Raw genomic sequence first — 24,325 nt, forward strand, 5'->3', positions numbered from 1 at the left:
CATAAGCTGGCTTTATGAGCAGGGAGCGGGACGGCGACGAGGCGGCGGAGCGGGACACGAGTACGGGTGAGGGCGCGGGCGGGGGCGCGGGCGCCGGCCCGGGGAGCCGGACGGCCGCGGCCGCGATCGTGGCGGCCGGCGCGGGTGCGGGCGGGGGTCCGGGTCCGGGCGCCAAGGGTCTCGCGGGGGCGGGGGCGGGGGCGGGGGCGGGGGCGACGGGGGCGGGTGACGCGCGCGCGTCCGTGACCGCGCACCTCTCCCACCGCGTCCCCGACCTCGGCGCCCTCGAACTGCTCCTCGCCGTCGCCCGGCACGGCAGCCTCGGCGCCGCCGCCCGCGAGGTCGGCATCACCCAGCCGGCCGCCAGCAGCCGGATCCGCTCCATGGAGCGGCAGCTCGGCGTGGCGCTCGTCGACCGTTCCCCGCGCGGCTCCCGGCTCACCGACGCGGGCGCGCTGGTCACCGACTGGGCGCGGCGGATCGTGGAGTCCGCCGAGGCCTTCGACGCCGGGGTGCAGGCGCTGCGCGGGCGCCGGGACTCGCGGCTGCGGGTCGTCGCCTCGATGACGATCGCCGAGTACCTGCTGCCGGGCTGGCTGATCGCGCTGCGCGCCGAGCGGCCGGACACCGCCGTGTCGCTCCAGGCGGGGAACTCGGCGGTGGTCGCCGAGCGGCTGCTCGCGGGGGAGGCGGACCTCGGCTTCGTCGAGGGGCTGGCCGTGCCGGACGGCCTCGACGGCACGGTCGTCGCCCACGACCGGCTCGCGGTGGTGACCGCGCCCTCCCACCCGTGGGCGCGCCGCCGGGCCCCGATCGACCCGGCCGAGCTGGCCGCCACCCCGCTGGTGCTCCGCGAGCACGGCTCGGGCACCCGGCAGGTCCTCGACGCGGCCCTCGCCGGCCACGGCGGTCTCGCCCGCCCGCTGCTCGAACTGGCCTCCACCACCGCCGTGAAGGCGGCGGCCGTCAGCGGCGCGGGCCCGGCGGTCCTCAGCGAGCTGGCCATCGCGGAGGAGCTGTCCTCCCGCCGCCTGGTCGCGGTCCCGGTCGCGGGCGCCCGGCTCAGCCGCGACCTGCGCGCCGTCTGGCCCACCGGCCACCGCCCCACCGGCCCGGCCCGCGACCTGCTCTCCCTGACCCGGGCCCGCCCGGGCGGCTGACCGACGCCGGCCGGGGTCCGGCGGGGCCGCCGGATTCCGCGTCCGACGGGGAGCTTCCGGCCCGCCCCGGGGGCTCTCCGGGCCGGGCCGGGGCTCTTCGGGGCGGGCCGGGGCTCTCCGGGGCGGGGCTCTTCGGGGCGGGCCGGGGCTTCCGCCTCGCCGTGCCGCGTCGTGTTCTACAGGCCCGGTGCGCGGTGGGTGATCCGCCCGTCGACCGTCGTCAGCAGGACGGGGACGTCGGGGAGCTCCGCGGCCGGCGTGGTGAGCGGGTCGGCGGCCAGGACCGTCAGGTCGGCACGGTGCCCGAGGGCGAGCCGGCCGGAGACGCGTTCCTCGCCGGCCGCGTGGGCCGCGCCGGTCGTCAGGCCGCGCAGCGCCTCCAGCGCGGTCAGGGCCTGCCCGGGGCCGTGCGGCGGCTGCGCGAGGTCGCGGGTCGGGCGGCGGTGCACGGCGCCGGCCAGCACGCCCAGCGGCGGGAAGGGGGCGATCGGCCAGTCCGAGCCCAGCACCACGGTCGCCCCGGAGTCGACCAGGTCCCGGCAGCGCCAGGCGCGTCCGGCGCGCTCCTCGCCGAGCCGGCGGGACCAGTTGTCGGTGTGGTCGGCGCGGGTGAAGTCGCAGCAGTGGGTGGGCTGCATGGAGGCGATGACGCCGAGCTCGGCGAAGCGGCCCAGGGTGTCGTCCGGGACCGTCTCGATGTGCTCGACCCGGTGGCGCACCCCCGGGTCGCCGCCGGTGGCGCGCGCCTTCTCGACGGCGTCGAGGACGTGCCGGACGGCGGCGTCGCCGATGGCGTGGGTCGCCGTCGGCACCCCGGCGCGGTGCAGCGCGCCGACGATCCGCGTGTACGCCTCCGGGTCGGGCCAGAAGGCGTGGGTGGACTCGCCGTGGCAGTCGGGCTTCTCCAGCCAGGCGGTGCCGTTGTCGATCGTGCCGTCCATGAAGAGCTTCACGCCGGCGACCTGCCAGAGGTCGCCGCCGCGTCCCTGGAGCGCGATCAGCTCCTCCACGCCGGACGCGTCGGTGCCGGGCTGGCACCAGGGGGCCACGCGCAGCCGCAGCGGCAGCCGGCCCGTGGCGTCCAGCTCGGTGAAGAGGTCGAGGCTGTCGCCGTTGGCGTCCATGACGTGCCCGCCGGTCAGGCCGGCCGCGGCCATCCCGTCCAGCGCCGAGGCCAGCCGCTCCAGCCGCTCGGCGCGGGTGGGCCGCGGGGCGACCCGCTCGACCAGCTCGCAGGCGGCGTCCTCCTGGAGCAGTCCGGTGGGGCGCCCGTCGGCGTCGCAGACGATCTCGGCGGAGGCCTGGTCGAAGGCGCGCGGGCCGTCGACGCCGGCGAGTTCGAGGGCGCGGCGGGAGGCGAGCGCGGAGTGCGCGTCGAAGAGCAGCAGGAAGGCGGGCACCCCGTCGAGGACGGCGTCGAAGGGGGCGACGCCGACCGGCTCGGTGCCGAAGACGTTCGGGTCGAGCCCCCAGGCGAACAGCCACTCGCCCCGGCCGAGGCGGCGCACCTCGCCCGCCAGCGCCTCCCGCACGTCCGCGAGGCCGGCGCAGCGGGAGAGGTCGAGACCGCCGGTGAGTTCGGCGCCGGACACGGGGTGGACGTGCCCGTCGACGAGACCGGGGGTGACGACGGCGCCCTTCAGGTCGACGACGGTGGTCGCCGCCCCGGCGAGCTCCCGCACCTCGCGGTCGTCGCCGAGCGCGGCGATCCGCCCGTCCCCGCCCACGGCGAGCGCGCTCGCCCCGAGGAAGGCCCCGGTGGCGGGATCGAGGAGTCGGGCGGAGTGGAGGACGAGTCGGGTGGACACGAGGGTGCTCCTAGCGGTGGTGGTACGGGAGAGGGGCGCCGCGGCGGGCACGGCGCCGGTCGGCACGGCACGTCTGCGGGGGCACGACGGCGCACCGGTGCGGGCTGGGGCGTGGGCGCGGGACGGCCCCACGGGAGGCAGGCCCCGCACCGGTACGGGTACGGGCTCAGGCGCGGGGGCGGCCACGGGGGCACGCTCCCGCACCGGACGCGGGCGCCGCGCGGCCGCGGTGCGGGGCGCTCCGGCGCCGTCGCCCGCGCCCGGCCCGCCGCCGGGTCCCCGCGGCCGTCAGGCCTCGGTCGTCCTCGCGGCGGTGGACTCGGTGGCTGCGACGGGTTCGGTGGGTTCGGCGGCCGACGCCGACGCGGCCGTCGTCGCCGCCAGCCGCGGCACCGCCGCCTCGGCCGCCTCGGCCGGGGAGTAGGCGAGCGGCAGGCTTCCCGTCGCGCCGGGCGCGTCCAGGGTGCCGTCCGGGAGGGAGAGGGCGCGTTCGGCCGTGCTGAGGGCCAGCCGGGTCACCGCCGGGGGCCGGTCGGTGCGGTCCGAGTTGGCGTGGGCGCCGAGGCCGTCGAGGACCACCAGGATCTGGATGGCCGCCGACCGGGCGTCGTCCGTGCGGAACTCGCCGCGGGCGACGCCGTCGTGGACGAGTTCCTCCAGGCGGTCGTCGGAGGCGAGTTCCATCCGGGTGACCACGTCCCGCAGGACGGGCCGGTAGCGGCTGAGGTGCCGGGCGTTGATCCACAGGCGGCTGATGTCGTCGTAGGCCTCGCCGGACGACAGCGCGAAGTAGCGGGCCAGGTACTGCGCCGGGGTGCCGTCCGGCCGCTCGGCCGGCAGCAGGGTGTCGAGCTCGCCGAGGGCCGCGACCGAGAACGCCTCGGCCACCAGGTCCTCCGCCGAGGGGAAGTAGTGGCTGATCAGGCCGGGCCGGACGGCGAGCTCCTCGGCGACGCGCCGCAGGGTGACGCACTCCAGCCCTTCGGCCAGGGCGATCCGCGCGGCCGTCGCCACGATCTCCGCCCGCCGGGCCTCGGGTGATTTCCGAATTCGCTTGCGCTGGACGCTTGACGACATACCGGGGATGCTATTGAGTGTGCGACCAATAAGCAACCAGGTGGGCAATCACGCACCGGAGGGCCGCATGGCTTCCACGATCCCCGACCCGCGCTCCGGGACAGAGCGCGGGTCGGCACCCCTGCCGGCGGGCGACGGACCCGGCCGCGTCGAGGCCCACGGCATCGACCACATCCCCGACGGCGAACGCCACGGCCACCCCCGCGAGCTGTTCTCCGTCTGGGCCGCGGCGAACGTCAACTACCTCAGCCTCGTCATCGGCGGCGCGCTGGTCTTCATGGGCCTCACGCTCGGGCAGGCGATCGGCGTGATCGTCGTCGGCAACCTCTTCTGGGTCCTCAGCGGCGTCCTCGCCACCTCGGGACCGGCCGCGGGCGTGCCCAGCGAGGTCGTCACGCGCACGCTCTACGGCGTCCTCGGCAACCGCGTGAACAACGCGGTCGGCGGCTGGCTGGTCTCCGTCTGCTACTTCGCGCTCAACCTGGCCGCCGCCGCGACCGCCGCCTTCGCGCTCGTCGAGAAGACGGGCATCCCGGCGAACACCCCGGTGAAGGTCGTGGTCATCGTGGTCATCGCCGCCCTCACCCTGGCGATCAGCGTCTACGGCCACGGGCTGATCATCAAGCTGTACCTGCCGATCACCCTGGTCCTCGGCGCGGCGTTCGCCGTCGTCGCCGTGGCCGTCCTCCGGCACGCCGACTTCTCGTACGCCCCCGCCGAGTCGCTCTCCGGCCTCCCCCTGTGGGCGCTGCTGCTGGCGGGCACCACGATGATCGCCTCGGGCCCGCTCTCGTACACCACGAGCGCCGACTTCTCGCGCTACCTGCCCCGGGACAGCTCCCCGCGCGCCATCGTGCTGTGGAACGCGCTCGGCGCGTTCGTGCCCAGCGCGATCGTCTGCTCGCTCGGCGCCCTCGCCGCCACCGTCGTCGACATGTCCGACCCGCAGACGGCCCTCCAGGGCATCCTGCCCGGCTGGTTCGTGCCGGTCTTCCTGCTCTCCCTGGTCCTCGGCACCATCGCCATCAACGCCCTCACCGCCTACAGCGCCGGTCTCGCCCTCCAGGCCGTCGGCCTGCGGATCCGCCGCACGGTCAGCGTCCTGTTCGACGGGGCCGTCGCCGTCGCCCTCACCCTCTACGGGCTGCTGGTCTCCGACTTCCTGGACACCGTCAGCAACGCCCTCCAGGTGATCACGGTCCTCACCGGCCCGATGATGTGCGTCTACGCCACGGACATCCTGCTCCGCCGCAACCGCTACGACGTGGCCGCCCTCTCCGACGAGACCCCCGGCAGCCCCTTCTGGTACGTCCGCGGCGTCAACCCGGCCGGCGTGACCGCCCTGCTCGGCGGTGTCGCGGCCGGCGCCCTGTGCGTCGACAGCGTCTACACGGGGCCGGTCGCCTCCGCCGTCGGCATGGACCTCTCGCTGCCCGTCGGCATGGCCGTCGCCACCCTCCTCTACCTGGTCCTCGGCCGGCGCGCGGTCGCGGCTACCCTCCCCACCGCCTGACCGCGGCCCCCGAACCGCGGGGCGGCCGGACCGCCCACCCCGGCCGCCCCGCGCCCCCGTCCCCTTCCCGCCGCCGTACGGCCGCTCACCGCCGCCGTACGGCCGCCGCGGCCTCGACCAGCCCCCGGACGAGCCTCGGGTCCTCGCCCATCTCCGGGTGCCACTGGACCCCGAGCACCCAGGCCGGCTCCGCCAGCTCGACCGCCTCCACCGTGCCGTCCTCCGCGTGGGCGGAGGGCGCCAGGCCCGCGCCCAGCCGGTCCACGGCCTGGTGGTGGTAGGCCGGCACCTCGGCCTGCTCCGGGACGAGGGAGGCGTAGAGCGTCCCCGGCACCGGCTTCACCGGATGCCGCCCCATCACCCCCGGGGCCTCCACGTGCCCGTCCAGATGCTGCGTCAGCGTCCCGCCCAGCGCCACGTTGAGCAGCTGCATCCCCCGGCAGACGCCGAGCAGCGGGGTGCCGGAGGCGAGCGCCGCCCCGATCAGGGCCAGCTCCCAGGCGTCCCGCTCCCGGGCCGGCGGGCCGGTCCGCGGATCGGGCACGGCGCCGTACCGCGCGGGCTCCACGTCCGCCCCGCCCGCCACCACCAGCCCGTCGAGCCGCGCCAGCACCGCCGCCGCCTCCGAGGGCTCGTCCGGCGGCAGCATCACCGCCAGGCCGCCGCCGTCCCGCACGTACCGCGGATACTGCGCGGGCAGCAGCGCGGCGGGCATGTCCCACACCCCCCAGCGCGCCCGGTCGAGATAGGTCGTCACGCCGATGAGCGGCTTGGCGGGCTGGGTCACGGAACTGCCTCCTGCGCGGGGTCTCGGTCACGGACGCTGGGCCGACTCTAGAGGTGCCCGGGGCCGCCCGCGGTCAATGGGCCGTGTACGTACCTTTCACGCCAGGAAGCCGCGCAGCAGCGCCGCCGTCCCCGCGCAGTGCTCCCGCATCACCTCGCGCGCCGCGTCCGCGTCCCCGGCCAGCACCGCCTCCACCACCGCGGTGTGCTGGTGCTGGGAGTGCTCCAGGTTGCGGACGAGGAGGGGGATGCAGTCCAGCAGTTCGTTCACGGTCGCGCGGACCGCCGCGTACCGCGCCGTCAGGCTGGGGGAGCCGGAGAGCTCGGCCAGCGTGAGGTGGAGCAGCGTGTCCCGGCGCCGGTAGTCGGCCGGCGTCGCGTCGTGCGTGGCGGCCAGCGCCGCCCGCAGCCGCTCCGCACCCGCCGCGTCCGGTCCGTGCGCCGCGCACAGCCCGGCCGCGCCCACCTCCAGGACCTCCCGGAAGCGCAGCACGTCCTCCATGTCGACCGGGGCGATCCGCCGGCGCAGCTCCGCCCCGTCGGGGTCCTGCGGGCGGGGCAGCACGAACGTCCCCCCGTACCGGCCGCGCCGGCTCTCCACCAGGCCCTGCTCCTGGAGCACCTTGAGGACCTCGCGCAGCGTCACCCGGCTGATCCCCATCCGCTCGGCCAGCTCCCGCTCGGCGGGCAGCCGTCCGCCGTCCGGCACCAGGCCCAGGCGGACCACCTGGAGGATCTGCTCCAGGGCCTCCTCGAAGCCGTTCCCGGCCCGGACCGGACGCAGCACCGGCGCCAACCGGTCGTCCGGGCCGCCCGGTTCACCCGTACGGATCACCTTCTCGCCACCCCTTCCCCTGACACTTCCCAAGCAATGGTCTCGGCCCATACCTTATGACTCCCGGCAGGCCGAACGAGGAGAGTCGTCCCGTGGCAGACCGCACACCCCCGCTGACCGTCGAGGAACTGCGCGCCCTCGTGGCGGCCGGTGAGATCGACACCGTCGTCCTGGCCTTCCCCGACATGCAGGGCCGGCTCCAGGGGAAGCGGTTCGCCGCCCCCTTCTTCCTCGGCGAGGTCCTCGCCCACGGCACCGAGGGGTGCGACTACCTCCTCGCCGTCGACACCGAGATGAACACCGTCGGCGGCTACGCCATGTCCTCCTGGGAGCGCGGCTACGGCGACTTCGCCATGCGCCCCGACCTCGCCACCCTGCGCCGCGTCCCCTGGAACGAGGCGAGCGCCCTGGTCACCGCCGACCTGGCCTGGGCCGACGGCTCGCCCGTCGCCGCCGCCCCCCGCCAGATCCTCCGCCGCCAGCTGGACCGCCTCGCCGCCCACGGCCTCACCGCCCACGCCGGCACCGAGCTGGAGTTCATCGTCTTCGCGGACACCTACGAGCGGGCCTGGGACACCGGCTACCGGGACCTCACCCCGGCCAACCGGTACAACGTCGACTACTCGATCCTCGGCGGCGGCCGCGTCGAGCCGCTGCTGCGCCGCATCCGCAACGAGATGGCCGCCGCCGGCCTCACCGTCGAATCGGCCAAGGGCGAGTGCAACCCCGGCCAGCACGAGATCGCCTTCCGCTACGACGAGGCCCTCGTCACCTGCGACCAGCACGCCGTCTACAAGACCGGCGCCAAGGAGATCGCCTCCCAGGAAGGCGTCTCGCTCACCTTCATGGCCAAGTACAACGAGCGCGAGGGCAACTCCTGCCACATCCACCTCTCCCTCCAGGACGCGACCGGGACCAACGCCATGGCCGGGGAGGACGAGCACGGCATGTCGGAGGTCATGCGCCGCTTCCTCGCCGGGCAGCTGGCCGCGATGCGGGACTTCTCCCTCCTCTACGCCCCCAACGTCAACTCCTACAAGCGCTTCCAGCCCGGCTCCTTCGCCCCCACCGCCGTCGCCTGGGGCCCCGACAACCGGACCTGCGCCCTGCGGACCGTCGGCCACGGGCCCTCCACCCGCTTCGAGAACCGCCTGCCCGGCGGCGACGTCAACCCCTACCTCGCCGTCGCCGCGATGATCGCCGCCGGACTCCACGGCATCGAGCGGGGCCTCGAACTCCCGCCGCCCTGCACCGGGAACGCCTACGCCGCCGACCACGCCCACGTCCCCACCACCCTGCGCGAGGCCGCCGAACTCTGGGAGACCAGCGAGATCGCCAAGGAGGCCTTCGGCCCCGAGGTCGTCGCCCACTACCGCAACATGGCCCGCGTCGAACTCGCCGCCTTCGACGCGGCGGTCACCGACTGGGAACTCCGCCGCTCCTTCGAACGCCACTGAAGCCCTCCGCACGCCACCGCACCCCTCCGAGAGGAACGGAAGTTGCTCCAGGTACTGAACCCGGCGACGGAGGAAGTCGTCGCCACGGTCCCCGCCGCCGGCCCCGAGGACGTCGACGCCGCCGTCGCCCGGGCCGCCGCCGCGCAGACCGCGTGGGCCGCCGCCGCCCCCGCCGACCGGGCCCGGCTGCTCCGCCGCTTCGCCGCTGTCGTCGACGCGCACACCGAGGAACTGGCCCTCCTGGAGGTCCGGGAGGCCGGCCACACCCTCGGCAACGCCCGCTGGGAGGCGGGCAACGTCCGCGACCTCCTCGACTACGCGGCCGGAGGAGCGGAGCGCCTGAACGGACGCCAGATCCCCGTCCGGGGAGGCCTCGACGTCACGATCCTCGAACCCCTCGGCGTCGTCGGCGTCATCGCGCCCTGGAACTTCCCCATGCCGATCGCCGCCTGGGCCACCGCGCCCGCCCTCGCCGCCGGCAACGCCGTCGTCCTCAAACCGGCCGAGACCACCCCGCTCACCGCGCTCCGCCTCGCCGAACTCGCCCTGGAGGCCGGACTCCCCGACCACCTCTTCCAGGTCCTCCCCGGCGAGGGCCCCGTCGCCGGGAACGCCCTCGTCGAGCACCCCGGCATCGCCAAGATCGTCTTCACCGGCTCCACCCGCACCGGCCGGCACGTCATGGCCAGGGCCGCCGACCAGGTGAAGCGGCTCACCCTCGAACTCGGCGGCAAGAGCCCCAACATCGTCTTCGCCGACGCTGACGTCGAGGCGGCGGCCGCCGCCGCCCCCATGGCCTTCCTCGACAACAGCGGCCAGGACTGCTGCGCCCGCACCCGCATCCTCGTGCAGCGGAGCGTGTACGACCGCTTCCTCGCCCTGCTCGCCCCCGCCGTCGAGGCGACCGTCGTCGGCGACCCGCTCGACGAGCGGACCCAGATGGGGCCGCTCATCTCCCGCGCCCAGCTCGACCGGGTCCGCGGGTACGTCCCCGAGGGCGCCGAGGCCATCCGGGGCAAGGCGCCCGAGGGCCCCGGCTTCTGGTACCCGCCCACCGTCCTCACCGGCCTGCCCGAGGACGCCCCCTGCGCCGTCGAGGAGGTCTTCGGCCCCGTCGCCGTCGTCCTCCCCTTCGAGGACGAGGCCGACGCGATCCGGCTCGCCAACGCCACCCCGTACGGCCTGTCCGGCTCCATCTGGACCCGCGACGTCGGCCGCGCCCTGCGCACCTCCCGGGCCGTCCGGGCCGGGAACCTCTCCGTCAACTCCCACTCCAGCGTCCGCTACTGGACCCCCTTCGGCGGCTTCGGCCGGTCCGGCCTCGGCCGGGAACTCGGCCCCGACGCCCTGACCGCCTTCACCGAGACCAAGAACGTCTTCCTCAGCACGGAGGCCTGAACCGCATGAGCACCGAAGAGATCATCTGCCGCCGCCTCGTCGGCCGCACCGCCGTCATCACCGGCGCCGGCAGCGGCATCGGCCTGGCCACCGCCCGCCGGCTCGCCTCCGAGGGCGCGCACGTCGTCTGCGGCGACATCGACGAGGAGGCGGGGAAGGCGGCGGCCGAGGAGGTCGGCGGCACCTTCGTCCAGGTCGACGTCACCGACCCGGAAGAGGTCGAGAACCTCTTCCGCGTCGCCTTCGACACCTACGGCTCCGTCGACATCGCCTTCAACAACGCCGGCATCTCCCCGCCCGACGACGACTCCATCCTGGAGACCGGCCTGGAGGCGTGGAAGCGCGTCCAGGACGTCAACCTGACCTCCGTCTACCTCTGCTGCAAGGCCGCCCTGCCGTACATGCGGCGCCAGGGCAGGGGCTCCATCATCAACACCGCCTCCTTCGTGGCGATCATGGGCGCGGCGACCAGCCAGATCTCGTACACGGCCTCCAAGGGCGGCGTCCTGGCCATGTCCCGCGAGCTCGGCGTCCAGTTCGCCCGCGAGGGCATCCGGGTCAACGCGCTCTGCCCCGGACCGGTCAACACCCCGCTCCTGCGGGAGCTGTTCGCCAAGGACCCGGAGCGGGCCGCCCGCCGGCTCGTCCACATCCCCGTCGGCCGGTTCGCCGAGGCGGACGAGATCGCGGCGGCCGTCGCCTTCCTCGCGAGCGACGACTCGTCGTTCGTCAACGCCGCCGACTTCCTGGTCGACGGCGGCATCTCCGGCGCCTACGTGACCCCCCTCTAGGAAGTCGAGGGAGTCAGAGGAAGGTCCGGCCCTCGCCCCGGTAGGTGGGGACCGTGTCCACCACACGGTCCCCCTCCACCAGGCACAGCGCGTCGAACCGCTCGCACAGCTCGCCGGCCTTCGCGTGCCGGAACCACACCTTGTCGCCGATCCGCAGGTCGTCGGCCGGCGAGCCGAGCAGCGGGGTCTGCACCTCGCCGGGACCCTCCTGCGGGTCGTACCGGAGCCCCTCCGGCAGGTACGGCACGGGCAGCCGGTCCCGCCCGGCCGCGCCGGACGCCGGATAGCCGCCGCCGAGCACCGTGACGACCCCGACGCCCGGCCGCCGCACCACCGGCTGGGCGAAGAGCGCCGCCGGCCTGCCGCTGAAGGACGAGTAGCCGTCGAAGAGCCGCGGCACGTAGAGCCCCGACCCCGCGGCGATCTCGGTGACGGCCGCCTCGGCGGCGGTGTGCTGCACGCTGCCGGTGCCGCCGCCGTTCACGAACTCCAGGTCCGGCGCCACCGCCCGCACGGCCGCGACCACCGCGGCCCGCCGCCCCGCCAGCTCCCGGCGGGCCGCCGCCTGCATCGCCCGCACCGCCCGCGACCGGAACGGCCGGCCGGCCACCGCGTCGCCCACGCCCGCCACGTGACCCTCGTACGCCATCAGGCCGACCAGCCGGAACCCCGGCCGCCGCCCCACCGAGCGGGCCAGCTCCGCCAGCTGCCCGGGCGTCCGCAGCGGCGAGCGGAGCGCCCCGATCCGGACCCGGCCGCCCAGCAGCCGCAGCGCCGTGTCCATCTCCAGGCAGACCCGCACCTCCTCGGTGCCGCCGGCCCGGGCCGCGTCGATCAGCTCCAGCTGCGCCACGTCGTCCACCGTCACCGTCACCGCCGCGGCGAGCTTCGGGTCCCGCGCCAGCTCCGCGAAGCCGGCCCGGTCGGCCGACGGGTAGGCGAGCAGCACGTCCTCGAAGCCGGCGCGCGCCAGCCACAGCGACTCGGCGAGCGTGAACGACATGATCCCGGCGAAGCCGTCCCGCGCCAGCACCCGCTCCAGCAGCGCCCGGCACCGCACCGACTTGCTGGCCACCCGGACGGGCTTCCCGCCCGCCCGGCGCACCAGATCGTCCGCGTTGGCGTCGAACGCCTCCAGATCGACGATCGCCAGCGGCGCGTCCAGGGCGGCGGTGGCCCGGTCGTACCGGGCCCGGTCGGCGGCACGGGGAGTCATGGCCCGAGCTTGCCAGACCGTCAGGGGGGTGGGTACCCCTGGGTTCCCGCGCCACCGGGAACAGCCCGTAAAGTGGCGGGCATTGTCGGCGGGAGCAGGGGGCGGGATGACCAGCGAAGAGAACCCGCGCGCGCCCCGCGTCACCGAGACCCTCCCACCCCCCGCGGCCACCCCCGCGCCAGCGGCCCCCGCCGCCTCCCAGCCCCCCAGGAGCGGCCTCTCGGCCCTCACCACCGACCTCACCCCCCACCCCCCGCGTCCCACGGCCGCCCCCCTTCCGGCCCCGACCCCCCCGAGCCCGGCACCCCCGGCCCCGATCCCCTCGGCCCCGGCACCCCCGGAGCCCTCGGCTCCGGTGTCCTCGGCTCCGGCACCTCCGGCTCAGGCGCCCTCGTCCCCGGCACCTCCGGCTCAGGCGCCCTCGTCCCCGGCACCTCCGGCAGCACGCCCGAGGTCCGCGCCGCTCCCGCGGCCCGCCGCCGTCCCGCCCCGCCCCGCGGACCCCCCGCGGCCGGAACCCCGGACTCCCGCGCCCCGCACCTCCACGCCCGTCCCGGCCCCCCAGCCTCCGGCGGCCACCCCGACCGCCCCGCCCGCGCCCCGCGCCGCCGCCCCGCACGCGCCCGAGGTCTCCCCGCCGCGTCCGGCGGCCCCGGCCGCCCGGCCTCCGGGGGACGCCCCGCCGCACCCGTCCGCCGCGCCCGCCGCCCCCTCGGCGGCCGGGCCGCGCGGGGGCTTCGGCGCGTCCCGGGTGCCGGCGGCGCGGAGCGGGGAGCCGGCGGCGGCTCCCGTCGAGACGACCACGCGGCTGCGGCCCGTACGGGTGCCCGCGTACGGGCCGGTCGAGACGCCGGTCGAGACGACGACACGGCTGCGGCCGATACGGGAGCGGCGGCGGGGCAGGGGCCTGGCCGCCGGCGCCTGCGTCGTGCTCGGCCTGGGGCTCATCGGCGGCGCCCTCGCCGGGGTGTGGCTGGCCGCGTCCGGCGCGGGGAGCCCCGCGGAACCCGCCGGGTACGCCGTCGCCAAGGAGCTGTGGCACAACGCGCCCGTCGACACCCTCTTCCCCCGCACCCTCACCGCGCCCCAGGCCGGTCCCGGCCCCTCCGCCCGCACCTGGACCCGGGTCGTCGTCGCACCGGACGCCCCCTGCGGCCCCTCCTCCGTCGCCCCCCGGCTGCTCGCCGCGGTGCACCCGCTCGGCTGCGAGCGGGTGCTGCGCGCCACCTACACCGACGCCACCGCCAGCAGCGTGCTCACCGTCGGCCTCGTCTTCACCCGCGCCGAGGCCACCGCCCAGCGGGCCCTCGGCGGCCGCGGGCTCGCCGCCCGCCTCGGCCAGGACGTGCCGCCCGCGCTCTCCGGCGCCGGCACCGTCGCCGCCGGTTTCGGCCCGGCCCAGCGCGCCGCCTGGTGGGCGACCGCCCCCACCGACCTGCCCGTCGTGGTCACCGCCGTCTCCGGCTTCGCCGACGGCCGCGCCGCCGGCCGCGCGGTCCCGGCCGACCAGGCGATGAAGAAGGGCCGCACGGACGCCGTGGCCCAGTCCGGCCTGGGCCACGAGGCCCTCGGCATCGCCGAGCGGCTGGAGAAGCAGCTCCGCACCACCGCCCTGGCCGCGGCGAAGGAAGAGGAGGAGCGGTGACCCGCCCCCGTACCCGCGTCCGCACCCGCTCCGGCACCACCCGCCCGCGTGTCGGCGTCCGCGCCGCGGCGACCGCGCCCGCCGCCGTCCTGCTCGCCGCCGTCTGCTCCGTGCTCCCCGCCGCCGCGCCCGCGCACGCCGACGCCATCCGCGACCGCCAGTGGGGGCACGAGACCCTCCGTACGGACGAGGCGTGGCGCACCACGAAGGGCGAGGGGATCACCGTCGCCGTCCTCGACACCGGGGTCGACGCAGGCCACCCCGACCTCGCCGGCTCCGTCCTGCCGGGCAAGGACCTCATCGGCTTCGGGGCGGCCGAGGGCGACGAGCACTGGGCCAAGCACGGCACCGCGATGGCCGGCATCATCGCCGGCCACGGCCACGGCTGGGCGGACGCCGCCGGCGTCCTCGGCATCGCCCCCGGCGCCCGGATCCTGCCCGTGCGGGTCATCCTCGAAAGCAAGGACAAGGCACGGGAGAAGGCCCGGAAGACCCGCGGCACCGCCCTCGCCCAGGGCATCCGCTGGGCCGCCGACAACGGCGCCGACGTCATCAACCTCTCCCTCGGCGACGACTCCGAGTCCGCCCACCCCGACCCCGGCGAGGACGCCGCCGTCCAGTACGCCCTCGCCAAGGGCGTCTCCGTCGTCGCCTCCGCCGGCAACGGCGGCCAGAAGGGCGACCGCATCTCCTACCCGGCCGCCTACCCCGGCGTCATCGCGGTCACCGCCGTCGACCGCTACGGCACCCGCGCCTCCTTCTCGACCCGCCGCTGGTACGCCACCGTCAGCGCCCCCGGCGTCGACATCGTCATCGCCGACCCCGACCGCAAGTACTACGAGGGCTGGGGCACCAGCGCCGCCGCCGCCTTCGTCTCCGCCTCCGTCGCGCTCGTCCGCTCCGCCCACCCCGACCTGACCCCCGCCCAGGTGAAGAGGCTCCTCGTCGACACCGCCCGGAACCGGCCCGAGGGCGGCCGCAGCGACGCCAAGGGCTACGGCACCGTCGACCCGGCCGCGGCCATCGAGGCGGGCGCGGCCCTGAAGGCCGGCGACCCGAAGAACGCCACCGCCGGCCACCGGGGCCAGTACTTCGGCCCCGGCCCGCTCCCGGCCGCCGAGGAGAGCGGCGCCCCCGGGCTCCTGGCCCCGCTCGCCGGCGGCCTCGGCGTCCTCCTGCTGCTGACCGCCTTCGTCCTGCGCCGGACCGGCCGCGCCCGCTGACGGCCCCCTCCACCAGGTGCTCGCCGCCCTCGTCCTGCGCCGGACCGGCCGCGCCCTCCGGCGGCCCGGCTGCCGGAGGCCCGGCCGCCGGAGGCCGGGGTCCGGCCGGTTAGGCTCGGGGCGTGGAGCTCAAGAACATCCCGGACCCCGGTTTCTCCGACGACGACGGCACCGCCGACCCGGCGCTCGCCGCGGCCCTCGCGGCCTGGACGGAGGACAGAAGCGCACACGGCCCCGTCCTGGAGGCGCTGCGCGGCGCCCGGCTCCTGGTGCCCGTCGTCGCCGTCCTCGGCGAGGTGGAGACCGACCCGGTGACGGGGCTCAAGCAGGAGAAGACCAGCGACATGGCGGTGCCGACGCTGACCGCCGGCGACCGGCGCGGCCTGCCCGCCTTCACCTCGACCGCCTCGCTCGCCCTCTGGGACCCGGCCGCCCGGCCCGTCGCCGTCCCCCTCCACCAGGCGCTCGCCGCCCTCGTGCACGAGAAGGCCGACACCCTGGTCCTCGACATGGCGGGCCCGGTGCCGTACCAGGTGAGCGGCTCCGCCCTGCTGGCCCTCGCCGAGGGCCGCACCAGCACCGACCCGCTCGACGACCCGGCCGTCCGGGACGCGGTCCGGGCCGCGGTCGCCGCCGAGCCCGCCGTCCTCCGCGCCCACCTCGGCCCGGGCAGCGCCGACGGCACCCTGGCCCTGGTCCTCGCCGGGGACGCGGACCCCGCGGAGGCCGCCGGGCGCGTGGCCCGCGCCCTGGCCGCCGACGAAACGCTGAGGGCCCGCCTGGTGCGGGGCCTCGACCTGGCGCTGCTGCCGGCCGGTGCCACGCCTCCGGGCGAGCCCTTCTACGTGAGGAACTGAGCTCCGGGGCCTAGCCGTAGACGGGGCCCGTGTACTTCTCGCCCGGGCCCTTGCCCGGCTCGTCCGGGACGATCGACGCCTCGCGGAAGGCGAGCTGGAGCGACTTCAGGCCGTCCCGCAGCGGGGAGGCGTGGAAGGACGAGATCTCCGTCGTGCTCGCGTCGAGGAGGCCCGCGAGGGCGTGGATCAGCTTGCGCGCCTCGTCGAGGTCCTTGTGCTCGTCGCCCTCCTCGGTGAGGCCGAGCTTGACCGCGGCGGCGCTCATCAGGTTGACGGCGACGGTCACGATCACCTCGACCGCCGGGACCTCCGCGATGTCGCGGGCCATGGCCTCGAAGTCGGGGTTGTCGGCCGAGGTGCCGGGGGCGTTCGTGGACTCGTTCTGGGGGGTCTCGCTCATGCCCCACACGATATGCGGGCGGGCGGTTCGCGCCGACCGCCGGGTCCTGCTAACCTTGTGTAACGACCGGCCGGACACATGTGTGCCCGGCCCACAAGTGGAGGCTCCGATCTCCCACCTGACCGCCCTCACGGGCGGCGGGTCACCGGTCAGGTGGCGCCCATCGTTCCGTACGGACGATGGAGCCGCCCGATGCGCGCCCCGCGGTTGACCGTGGTGGTGCTCCGGTTTGCGTTGGAGCCCCGCCTGTGTCCCGTCGGGGCATTTTTTGTGTACCCGCTCGGTTGGTCTCAGTGATTTGACGTGACGTGCCCGTCCGCCAAGGCGGTCGCGTGGTGCTACCGAGGAGGATCCATCAGCGCCGAGCCCCGCATCAACGAGCGGATTCGCGTTCCCGAGGTGCGTCTTGTCGGCCCCAGCGGCGAGCAGGTGGGCATCGTCCCCCTTGCCAAGGCCCTGGAGCTCGCGCAGGAGTACGACCTCGATCTTGTCGAGGTCGCGGCGAACGCCCGTCCGCCCGTGTGCAAGCTCATGGACTACGGGAAGTTCAAGTACGAGTCGGCCATGAAGGCCCGTGAGGCGCGCAAGAACCAGGCGCACACGGTCATCAAGGAGATGAAGCTCCGGCCGAAGATCGACCCGCACGACTACGACACCAAGAAGGGCCACGTCGTCCGCTTCCTCAAGCAGGGCGACAAGGTCAAGATCACGATCATGTTCCGTGGTCGTGAGCAGTCCCGGCCCGAGCTCGGTTACCGCCTCCTGCAGCGCCTCGCCGAGGACGTCCAGGAGCTGGGCTTCATCGAGTCCAACCCGAAGCAGGACGGCCGGAACATGATCATGGTTCTGGGTCCGCACAAGAAGAAGACCGAGGCCATGGCCGAGGCGCGCGAGGCCCAGGCCGCGCGCAAGGCGGAGCGCCAGGGCCTCGCGCCCGAGGCGGCTCCGGCGGCCGATGCCGAGGAGGCTTCGGCCGACACGTCGGCCGAGAACGCCGAGGCGTGATCCGCGGGGGCTGCCCCGGTGGCAGCCCCCGGGTCCCGCCCGGTACCACCAATCGAAGAATTGACGCTCCCGGTTCTCCGGTGCCCGCATCGGGGGAGCGCCACTGACGAGGAGATAACGGCGCTATGCCGAAGAACAAGACGCACTCCGGTGCCAAGAAGCGCTTCAAGGTCACCGGCTCCGGCAAGATCCTGCGCGAGCGCGCCGGCAAGCGCCACCTGCTCGAGCACAAGTCGTCCAAGCTGACGCGTCGCCTCACCGGCAACGCCGAGATGGCCCCGGGTGACGCCGCCAAGATCAAGAAGATGCTGGGCATCTGAGCTTGATCTCCCGCCCTCGGCCGACGAGGGCATCCGGCCAAGACCGGGACCCATCCGTTTTCCGGGTCGTGTGAACACACCACGGCCCCGCTACAAGGAGTAAGAAGTGGCACGCGTCAAGCGGGCAGTCAACGCCCACAAGAAGCGCCGGGCGATCCTCGAGGCGGCCTCCGGCTACCGCGGTCAGCGTTCGCGCCTGTACCGCAAGGCCAAGGAGCAGGTCACCCACTCGCTGGTCTACAACTACAACGACCGCAAGAAGCGCAAGGGCGACTTCCGTCAGCTGTGGATCCAGCGCATCAACGCCGCTGCCCGCCAGAACGGCATGACGTACAACCGCCTCATCCAGGGTCTGAAGGCCGCCAACATCGAGGTGGACCGCAAGATCCTCGCCGAGCTGGCCGTCAACGACATCAACGCGTTCGCCGCGCTGGTCGAGGTCGCGCAGAAGGCCCTCCCGGCCGACGTCAACGCCCCGAAGGCCGCCGCCTGATCTTCCAGGCCGCAGTGCTTCTGCCCGGACCCGCAGGCCTCGCGCCTGCGGGTCCGGCGCGTTGACCGCCCCTTTCACGGCAACCCCGACGAGACCGAGACTGAGAGCCGCAGGCACATGTCCACCCCCGAGCTGATCTCCCCGCGTTCCCCGCGCGTCGTCGCCGCCCGGCGGCTCGCCAAGCGCAACTTCCGGGGCAAGGACCGCCTCTTCATCGCCGAGGGCCCGCAGGCCGTCCGCGAGGCCGTCGCGCACCGCGGCCCCGACGGCGTCCCCACCCTCGTCGAGCTCTTCACCACCGTCGAGGCCGCCGAGCGGTACGCGCCGATCATCGAGGCCGCCCTCGCCTCCGGCGCCCGCGTCCACCACGCCTCCGACGCCGTCCTCGCCGAGGTCTCCCAGACCGTCACCCCGCAGGGCATCGTCGGCGTCTGCCGCTTCCTCGACTCGCCGTTCGAGGAGATCATCGCGGCCCGGCCCAAGCTCGTCGCCGTCCTCGCCCACGTCCGCGACCCCGGGAACGCCGGCACCGTGCTGCGCTGCGCCGACGCCGCCGGCGCCGACGCGGTGATCCTCACCGACGCCTCCGTCGACCTCTACAACCCCAAGTCGGTCCGCGCCTCCGTCGGCTCGCTCTTCCACCTCCCGGTCGCCGTCGGAGTCCCCGTCGAGCAGGCCGTCGCCGGCCTCAAGGGCGCGGGCGTGCGCATCCTCGCCGCCGACGGGGCCGGCCAGGACGACCTGGACGACGAGCTCGACGCCGGCACCATGGGCGGACCCACCGCCTGGGTCTTCGGCAACGAGGCCTGGGGGCTGCCCGAGGAGACCCGCGCGCTCGCCGACGCCGTCGTCCGCGTCCCCATCCACGGCAAGGCCGAGAGCCTCAATCTCGCCACCGCCGCCGCGGTCTGCCTGTACGCCTCCGCCCGCGCCCAGCGCCCCCGCCGCACCGCCTGACCCCCCGGCCGGGCGGCGGAGCGCCGTACACCGGCGTCACGATCCGGCCACCCCGTGTGCCCTTCCGACTCCCGCCGGTCACCTTCGCCCAGTAGAGTGACGCACTCGGGGGCCCACTGCGGTACACGGAGGGGTGGGAGACGGGGATGACGGCCGGCACGGACAGTCCCGCGCGGACCGCACGGCGACGCGCCGACGGGACGCGCGCGCCCGAGCCGTGGCCCGGGATCGACCCCGACGACCTGCCCGACGGGCTCGTCGTCGCCGACGAGCGCGGCCGTGTCGTCTGCTTCAACGCCGCCGCCAGCCGCATCACCGCCGTCCCCGCCCCCGAGGCGCTCGGCCGCCCCCTTGAGCAGGCCCTGCCCCTGGAGGACCTCAAGGGGCACCGCTGGTGGAGCCTCACCGACCCGTACGGGGGCCTGGCCACCCGGCGCGGCCAGCCCGAGCGGAACCTGCTGCTGCCCGGCGGACGCGAGGTCCTGGTCTCCGCCCGGTACGTCCGCGAGCACCCCACCGGACCCGTCCACCGGGTCGTCGTCTCGCTGCGCGGCACCGAGGCCCGGCGCCGCTCCGAGCGCAGCCACGCCGAGCTCATCGCCACCGTCGCCCACGAGCTGCGCTCCCCGCTCACCTCCGTCAAGGGCTTCACCGCCACCCTCCTCAGCAAGTGGGAGCGGTTCACCGACGAGCAGAAGCGGCTCATGCTGGAGACCGTCGACGCCGACGCCGGCCGCATCAAGCGGCTCATCGCCGAACTCCTCGACATCTCCCGGATCGACTCCGGCCGCCTGGAGGTGCGCCGCCAGCCCGTCGACATCGCCGCCGCCATCGGCCGGCACGTCCAGGTGCACACCACCGGCGGCCAGGCCCCCGACCGCTTCTTCGTCCGGACCCGGCCCGGACTGCCCGCGCTCTGGGCCGACCCCGACAAGATCGACCAGATCCTCGGCAACCTCCTGGAAAACGCGGTGCGCCACGGCGCCGGAACCGTCACCATCGAGGTGGCGCCCCGCACCGCGGGCGACGACGGCACCGGCGAGGAGGGGACGGAGGTCACCGTGAGCGACGAGGGCCCGGGCATCCCCGAGGAATCCATGAACCGCGTCTTCACCCGCTTCTGGCGCGGCAGCAAGCGCGGCGGCACCGGACTCGGCCTCTACATCGTCAAGGGCCTCGTCGAGGCCCACGGCGGCACCATCACCGTCGGACGCGGCCCGCGCGGCGGCGCCGAGTTCCGATTTATCCTGCCCGTCGGCGCCCCGGCCCATCTCGTCTGACGTCTCGCCCACCGAGACCTGACGGGATCGAGAGCCACCGGGGCCCCCACGGGCTCATCAGCGTGTCCCCGCCCCGTTAGACTCGACCTTTGGCACGTTTGCGCCCTTGTCGTCTGTCGTCGAACCGGGGTCGCCCCAGCCAGCCCAACGGAAGCACGGGAAGAGATGTCGGCACCCAATAAGTCGTACGACCCGGTCGAGGTCGAAGCCTTGAAACCGGAAGAGATCGAGCGCATGCGGGACGAGGCGCTCGCCGCCTTCGCCGCCGCCGGCGACCTCGACGCGCTCGCGCACGCCAAGACGGCGCACACCGGCGGCACCTCGCCGCTGGCCCTCGCCAACCGCGAGATCGGCGCGCTGCCGCCGCAGGCCAAGGCCGCGGCCGGCAAGCTCGTCGGCCAGGCCCGCGGTGTCGTCTCCAAGGCGCTCGCCACCCGCCAGGCCGAGCTGGAGGCCGAGCGCGACGCGCGCGTCCTCGTCGAGGAGGCCGTCGACGTCACCCTGCCGTACGACCGCGTCCCGGCCGGCGCCCGCCACCCGCTGACCACCCTGATGGAGCGCGTCGCCGACGTCTTCGTCTCGATGGGCTACGAGGTCGCCGAGGGCCCCGAGGTCGAGGCCGAGTGGTTCAACTTCGACGCCCTGAACTTCGTGCCGGACCACCCGGCGCGGCAGATGCAGGACACCTTCTTCGTCCAGGGGACCACCCCCGAGGGAACGGCCACCACCGGCGACGAGTCGGGCGTCGTGCTCCGCACCCACACCTCGCCGGTCCAGGCCCGCACCCTCATCGACCGGGAGCCCCCGGTCTACGTGGTGTGTCCCGGCCGCGTCTACCGCACCGACGAGCTCGACGCCACGCACACCCCGGTCTTCCACCAGATCGAGCTGCTCGCCGTCGACGAGGGCCTCACCATGGCCGACCTCAAGGGCACCCTCGACCACATGGTCCAGGCGCTCTTCGGCGCGGACATGAAGACCCGGCTCCGCCCGAACTTCTTCCCGTTCACCGAGCCGTCCGCCGAGATGGACATGCTCTGCTACGTCTGCCGCGGCGAGTCCGTCGGCAACCCCGACCGCCCCTGCCGCACCTGCGGCAGCGAGGGCTGGATCGAGCTCGGCGGCTGCGGCATGGTCAACCCGAAGGTGCTCATCGCCTGCGGCGTGGACCCGGAGAAGTACAGCGGCTTCGCCTTCGGCTTCGGCATCGAGCGGATGCTGATGTTCCGGCACAACGTGGAAGACATGCGAGACATGGTCGAGGGTGACGTCCGGTTCACCCGGCCGTTCGGGATGGAGATCTGATGCGGGTCCCGCTTTCTTGGCTGCGGGAGTACGTCGACCTGCCGGCGACGGAGACCGGCCGCGACGTCCAGGCCAAGCTCATCACCGCCGGCCTCGAGGTCGAGACCGTCGAGCAGCTCGGCGCCGGCCTCACCGGCCCGCTCGTGGTCGGCAAGGTCCTCACCATCGAGGAGCTGACGGAGTTCAAGAAGCCCATCCGCTTCTGCACCGTCGACGTCGGCTCGGCCAACGGCACCGGCGAGCCCCAGGAGATCATCTGCGGCGCCCGGAACTTCGCCGTCGGCGACAAGGTCGTCGTGGCCCTGCCCGGCGCCGTGCTGCCCGGCGACTTCCGCATCGCCGAGCGCAAGACCTACGGCAAGGTCTCGCGCGGCATGATCTGCTCCAGCGAGGAGCTGGGCATGGGCGAGGACCCGAACCACGGGATCATCATCCTGCCCCCGGAGCACGAGGTCGGCCTCGACGCCACCGCCCTCCTGGAGCTGTACGACGAGGTCCTCGACATCGCCGTCACCCCGGACCGCGGGTACTGCCTCTCGATGCGCGGCGTCGCCCGCGAGGCCGCCATCGCGTACGGGCTGCCGCTGCGCGACCCGGCGCTCCTCGACGTGCCCGCGCCGAACTCGTACGGCTACCCGGTCCAGGTCACCGACCCGATCGGCTGCGACCGCTTCACCGCGCGCACCGTCGTCGGGCTCGACCCCGAGGCCCGGTCGCCGATCTGGCTCCAGCGCCGCCTCCAGAAGGCCGGCATGCGCCCGATCTCGCTCGCCGTCGACATCACCAACTACGTGATGCTGGAGCTCGGCCAGCCGCTGCACGCCTACGACCGCACCCGGCTCGACGGCCCCATCGGGGTCCGCCGCGCCGAGGCCGGCGAGAAGATCACCACCCTCGACGGCACCGCGCGCGTCCTCGACGCCGCGGACCTGGTCATCACCGACAACCGCGGCCCCATCGGCATCGCGGGCGTCATGGGCGGCGCCCACACCGAGATCGCCGACCCGGTGACCGACCCCGAGACCGGCGCCGTCACCGGCTCCACCGAGGTCGTCGTCGAGGCCGCGCACTTCGACGCCATCTCCATCGCCCGCACCGCCCGCCGCCACAAGCTGTCCTCCGAGGCGTCCAAGCGCTTCGAGCGCGGCGTGGACCCGCAGGCCGCCGCCGCCGCGGCGCAGCGCACGGTCGACCTGCTCGTGCTCCTCGCGGGCGGCACCGCCGAGGCCGGCGTCACCGAGATCGCCGCCCCGTCGGCGCCGCGCACGATCACCATGCCGGCGAACCACCCCGACAAGGTGGCGGGCGTGGCGTACGGCCGCGAGACCGTCGTCCGCCGCTTCCAGGAGGTCGGCTGCGACGTCTACGGCCAGGACGAGCTCGTCGTCACCGTGCCGTCGTGGCGCCCCGACCTGAACGAGCCGAACGACCTCGCCGAGGAGGTCATCCGGCTGGAGGGCTACGAGAACCTGCCCTCCACCCTGCCGAAGCCCCCGGCCGGCCGCGGTCTCACCGAGCGCCAGCGCGTCCACCGCCGGGTCGGCCGCGCGCTGGCCGGCGCCGGCTACGTCGAGGCGCTGAACTACCCCTTCATGGGACAGCAGGCCCTCGACCAGCTCGGCCTCGACGCGGACGACGCCCGCCGCCGGGTCGTCACCCTCGTCAACCCGCTCTCCGACGAGGAGCCCGCGCTCCGCACCACGCTGCTCCCCGGCCTGCTCGCCGCGCTGCGCCGGAACGACAGCCGCGGCAGCCACGACCTGGCCCTCTTCGAGACCGGCCTGGTCTTCCGTCCGGAGGGCGAGGCGAAGGTCGCGGTCCGCCTGCCGGTCGACCGCCGTCCCACCGACGAGGAGATCGCCGGCGTCGACGCCGCGCTGCCCGCGCAGCCGCGCCGCGTCGCCGTCGTCCTCGCCGGAGCCCGCGAGCAGTCCGGCTGGTGGGGCAAGGGCCGCCCGGCCGACTGGGCCGACGCCGTCGAGGCCGCCCGCACGGTGGCCGCCGAGGCCGGCGCGGAGCTGCTGATCGACGCCGACCAGCACGCCCCGTGGCACCCGGGCCGCTGCGCCGCCTTCCACGTGGTGATCGACGGGGTCAAGACCCTCGCCGGCCACGGCGGCGAGCTCCACCCGCGCGTCGTCAAGGCGCTGGGCCTGCCGGCCCGCTCCTGCGCGATGGAGCTGGACCTGGACGTCCTGGAGAAGGCGAGCGAGGGACCGGTCAAGGCCCCGCGCATCTCCGCCTTCCCGGTCGCCACCCAGGACGTCGCCCTGGTCGTCGACCAGGACGTGCCGTCCGCCGCGGTCGAGTACCACCTGGCCGACGGCGCGGGCGAACTCCTGGAGTCCATCCGGCTGTTCGACGTCTACACCGGCGACCAGGTCGGCGAGGGCAAGAAGTCCCTGGCGTACGCGCTGAAGTTCCGCGCCGAGGACCGCACCCTCACCGTCGAGGAGGCCACCGCCGCCCGCGACGCCGCGGTCGCCCTGGCCGCCGAGCACACCGGCGCCGTCCTGCGCGGCGCCTGACGCCACGCCGGCACACCACGGAGGGCCGCCCCGGGAGCGATTCCCGGGGCGGCCCTCCGCCGTCTCCCCGTCCGTCCGCCGGCGACCGTCCCGGCGCACCCTGCTCCGCCCCCGGGCGGCGGACGCGCCCGCTCGCGCACCAGTCCCGGGTTCCCGCGTCCGTGCCCGTGGCGCGGCCCTGGCGCGGGGCGGCGCGCCGGGGGTGCTCACTCCTTCGGGTGAGATCGCCGAGGGGTGTTCCCCCGTGGTCCGCACGGTCGGCAGAATCGAC

At 75.2% G+C, this 24,325-nt stretch carries 21 protein-coding genes; 15 read left to right on the forward strand and 6 right to left on the reverse strand.

Going from position 1 to position 24,325, the window contains the following annotated elements; genetic code table 11:
- Window positions 1–14 precede the first annotated feature (14 nt).
- Window positions 15–1,160, forward strand: coding sequence for a LysR family transcriptional regulator (locus tag IE287_RS16000; RefSeq protein WP_229883514.1), 1,146 nt, complete (start codon window positions 15–17; stop codon window positions 1,158–1,160).
- A gap of 176 nt (window positions 1,161–1,336) precedes the next feature.
- Here the strand turns inward: IE287_RS16000 and IE287_RS16005 are convergent, their stop codons facing one another.
- Window positions 1,337–2,968, reverse strand: a complete 1,632-nt coding sequence (locus IE287_RS16005) for an amidohydrolase (RefSeq protein ID WP_189849720.1) — start codon at window positions 2,966–2,968, stop codon at window positions 1,337–1,339.
- Window positions 2,969–3,256: 288 nt separating this feature from the next.
- Window positions 3,257–4,045 carry a TetR/AcrR family transcriptional regulator gene (locus IE287_RS16010; RefSeq protein ID WP_189849721.1) on the reverse strand — a complete coding sequence of 263 codons (789 nt, stop codon included), beginning with the start codon at window positions 4,043–4,045 and terminating at the stop codon, window positions 3,257–3,259.
- A gap of 67 nt (window positions 4,046–4,112) precedes the next feature.
- Here IE287_RS16010 and IE287_RS16015 point away from each other — a divergent pair, with 67 nt between their 5' ends.
- A complete protein-coding gene (locus IE287_RS16015; RefSeq protein ID WP_189849722.1) occupies window positions 4,113–5,558 on the forward strand; it encodes a purine-cytosine permease family protein in 1,446 nt (481 codons plus the stop codon).
- 85 nt (window positions 5,559–5,643) lie between these two features.
- Here the strand turns inward: IE287_RS16015 and IE287_RS16020 are convergent, their stop codons facing one another.
- Both IE287_RS16020 and IE287_RS16025 read right to left on the reverse strand, forming a co-directional pair.
- Window positions 5,644–6,345: a gamma-glutamyl-gamma-aminobutyrate hydrolase family protein gene (locus tag IE287_RS16020; RefSeq protein ID WP_189849723.1), complete on the reverse strand. Its 702-nt coding sequence runs from the start codon at window positions 6,343–6,345 to the stop codon at window positions 5,644–5,646.
- Between the two features lie 96 nt (window positions 6,346–6,441).
- The gene (locus IE287_RS16025) at window positions 6,442–7,230 is read right to left on the reverse strand and encodes a FadR/GntR family transcriptional regulator (protein ID WP_189849724.1); all 789 of its coding nucleotides are present in this window, start codon (window positions 7,228–7,230) and stop codon (window positions 6,442–6,444) included.
- A gap of 41 nt (window positions 7,231–7,271) precedes the next feature.
- Here IE287_RS16025 and IE287_RS16030 point away from each other — a divergent pair, with 41 nt between their 5' ends.
- Genes IE287_RS16030 through IE287_RS16040 form a run of 3 tightly spaced genes read left to right on the forward strand, consistent with a single transcriptional unit; the run spans window position 7,272 to window position 10,825 of the window.
- Window positions 7,272–8,636 carry a glutamine synthetase family protein gene (locus IE287_RS16030; protein ID WP_189849725.1) on the forward strand — a complete coding sequence of 455 codons (1,365 nt, stop codon included), beginning with the start codon at window positions 7,272–7,274 and terminating at the stop codon, window positions 8,634–8,636.
- 42 nt (window positions 8,637–8,678) lie between these two features.
- The gene (locus IE287_RS16035) at window positions 8,679–10,034 is read left to right on the forward strand and encodes an aldehyde dehydrogenase family protein (protein ID WP_189849726.1); all 1,356 of its coding nucleotides are present in this window, start codon (window positions 8,679–8,681) and stop codon (window positions 10,032–10,034) included.
- Between the two features lie 5 nt (window positions 10,035–10,039).
- Window positions 10,040–10,825, forward strand: a complete 786-nt coding sequence (locus IE287_RS16040; RefSeq protein ID WP_189849727.1) for a 3-oxoacyl-ACP reductase — start codon at window positions 10,040–10,042, stop codon at window positions 10,823–10,825.
- A 13-nt stretch (window positions 10,826–10,838) separates the two neighbouring features.
- On the opposite strand, the gene IE287_RS16045 is transcribed toward IE287_RS16040, so the two are convergent.
- Complete coding sequence (locus IE287_RS16045) at window positions 10,839–12,041, reverse strand: amino acid deaminase/aldolase (protein ID WP_189849728.1); 1,203 nt, start codon at window positions 12,039–12,041, stop codon at window positions 10,839–10,841.
- Between the two features lie 751 nt (window positions 12,042–12,792).
- Between IE287_RS16045 and IE287_RS39105 the strand changes: the two genes are divergently transcribed.
- The 3 genes from IE287_RS39105 (at window position 12,793) to IE287_RS16060 (ending at window position 15,766) form a co-directional block, all read left to right on the forward strand.
- Window positions 12,793–13,686: a hypothetical protein gene (locus IE287_RS39105; protein ID WP_268254983.1), complete on the forward strand. Its 894-nt coding sequence runs from the start codon at window positions 12,793–12,795 to the stop codon at window positions 13,684–13,686.
- Window positions 13,687–13,775: 89 nt separating this feature from the next.
- Complete coding sequence (gene mycP, locus IE287_RS16055; protein WP_189849856.1) at window positions 13,776–14,909, forward strand: type VII secretion-associated serine protease mycosin; 1,134 nt, start codon at window positions 13,776–13,778, stop codon at window positions 14,907–14,909.
- Window positions 14,910–15,031: 122 nt separating this feature from the next.
- On the forward strand, window positions 15,032–15,766 hold the full coding sequence (locus tag IE287_RS16060; RefSeq protein WP_189849729.1) for an SseB family protein: 735 nt from the start codon (window positions 15,032–15,034) through the stop codon (window positions 15,764–15,766).
- Window positions 15,767–15,776: 10 nt separating this feature from the next.
- Here the strand turns inward: IE287_RS16060 and IE287_RS16065 are convergent, their stop codons facing one another.
- Entirely contained in the window at window positions 15,777–16,166 is a 390-nt protein-coding gene (locus IE287_RS16065; RefSeq protein ID WP_189849730.1) for a DUF1844 domain-containing protein, read from the reverse strand.
- A gap of 303 nt (window positions 16,167–16,469) precedes the next feature.
- On the opposite strand from IE287_RS16065, the gene infC reads away from it, so the two are divergent.
- The 7 genes from infC (at window position 16,470) to pheT (ending at window position 24,054) form a co-directional block, all read left to right on the forward strand.
- On the forward strand, window positions 16,470–17,171 hold the full coding sequence (gene infC / locus IE287_RS16070; RefSeq protein WP_189849731.1) for a translation initiation factor IF-3: 702 nt from the start codon (window positions 16,470–16,472) through the stop codon (window positions 17,169–17,171).
- Between the two features lie 125 nt (window positions 17,172–17,296).
- The gene (gene rpmI, locus IE287_RS16075; RefSeq protein WP_015032399.1) at window positions 17,297–17,491 is read left to right on the forward strand and encodes a 50S ribosomal protein L35; all 195 of its coding nucleotides are present in this window, start codon (window positions 17,297–17,299) and stop codon (window positions 17,489–17,491) included.
- A 106-nt stretch (window positions 17,492–17,597) separates the two neighbouring features.
- A complete protein-coding gene (gene rplT, locus IE287_RS16080) occupies window positions 17,598–17,984 on the forward strand; it encodes a 50S ribosomal protein L20 (protein WP_017241732.1) in 387 nt (128 codons plus the stop codon).
- A gap of 117 nt (window positions 17,985–18,101) precedes the next feature.
- Complete coding sequence (locus IE287_RS16085) at window positions 18,102–18,941, forward strand: TrmH family RNA methyltransferase (RefSeq protein ID WP_189849732.1); 840 nt, start codon at window positions 18,102–18,104, stop codon at window positions 18,939–18,941.
- Window positions 18,942–19,087: 146 nt separating this feature from the next.
- Window positions 19,088–20,221, forward strand: coding sequence for a sensor histidine kinase (locus IE287_RS16090; protein WP_189849733.1), 1,134 nt, complete (start codon window positions 19,088–19,090; stop codon window positions 20,219–20,221).
- Between the two features lie 165 nt (window positions 20,222–20,386).
- On the forward strand, window positions 20,387–21,526 hold the full coding sequence (gene pheS, locus IE287_RS16095) for a phenylalanine--tRNA ligase subunit alpha (protein WP_189849734.1): 1,140 nt from the start codon (window positions 20,387–20,389) through the stop codon (window positions 21,524–21,526).
- Window positions 21,526–24,054, forward strand: a complete 2,529-nt coding sequence (pheT, locus tag IE287_RS16100) for a phenylalanine--tRNA ligase subunit beta (protein ID WP_189849735.1) — start codon at window positions 21,526–21,528, stop codon at window positions 24,052–24,054. Before pheS ends, pheT begins: the two co-directional genes overlap by 1 nt.
- The last annotated feature ends 271 nt before the right edge of the window (window positions 24,055–24,325 follow it).

Source organism: Streptomyces omiyaensis (genome assembly GCF_014650895.1).
In the GTDB taxonomy this organism is placed as follows: domain Bacteria; phylum Actinomycetota; class Actinomycetes; order Streptomycetales; family Streptomycetaceae; genus Streptomyces; species Streptomyces omiyaensis.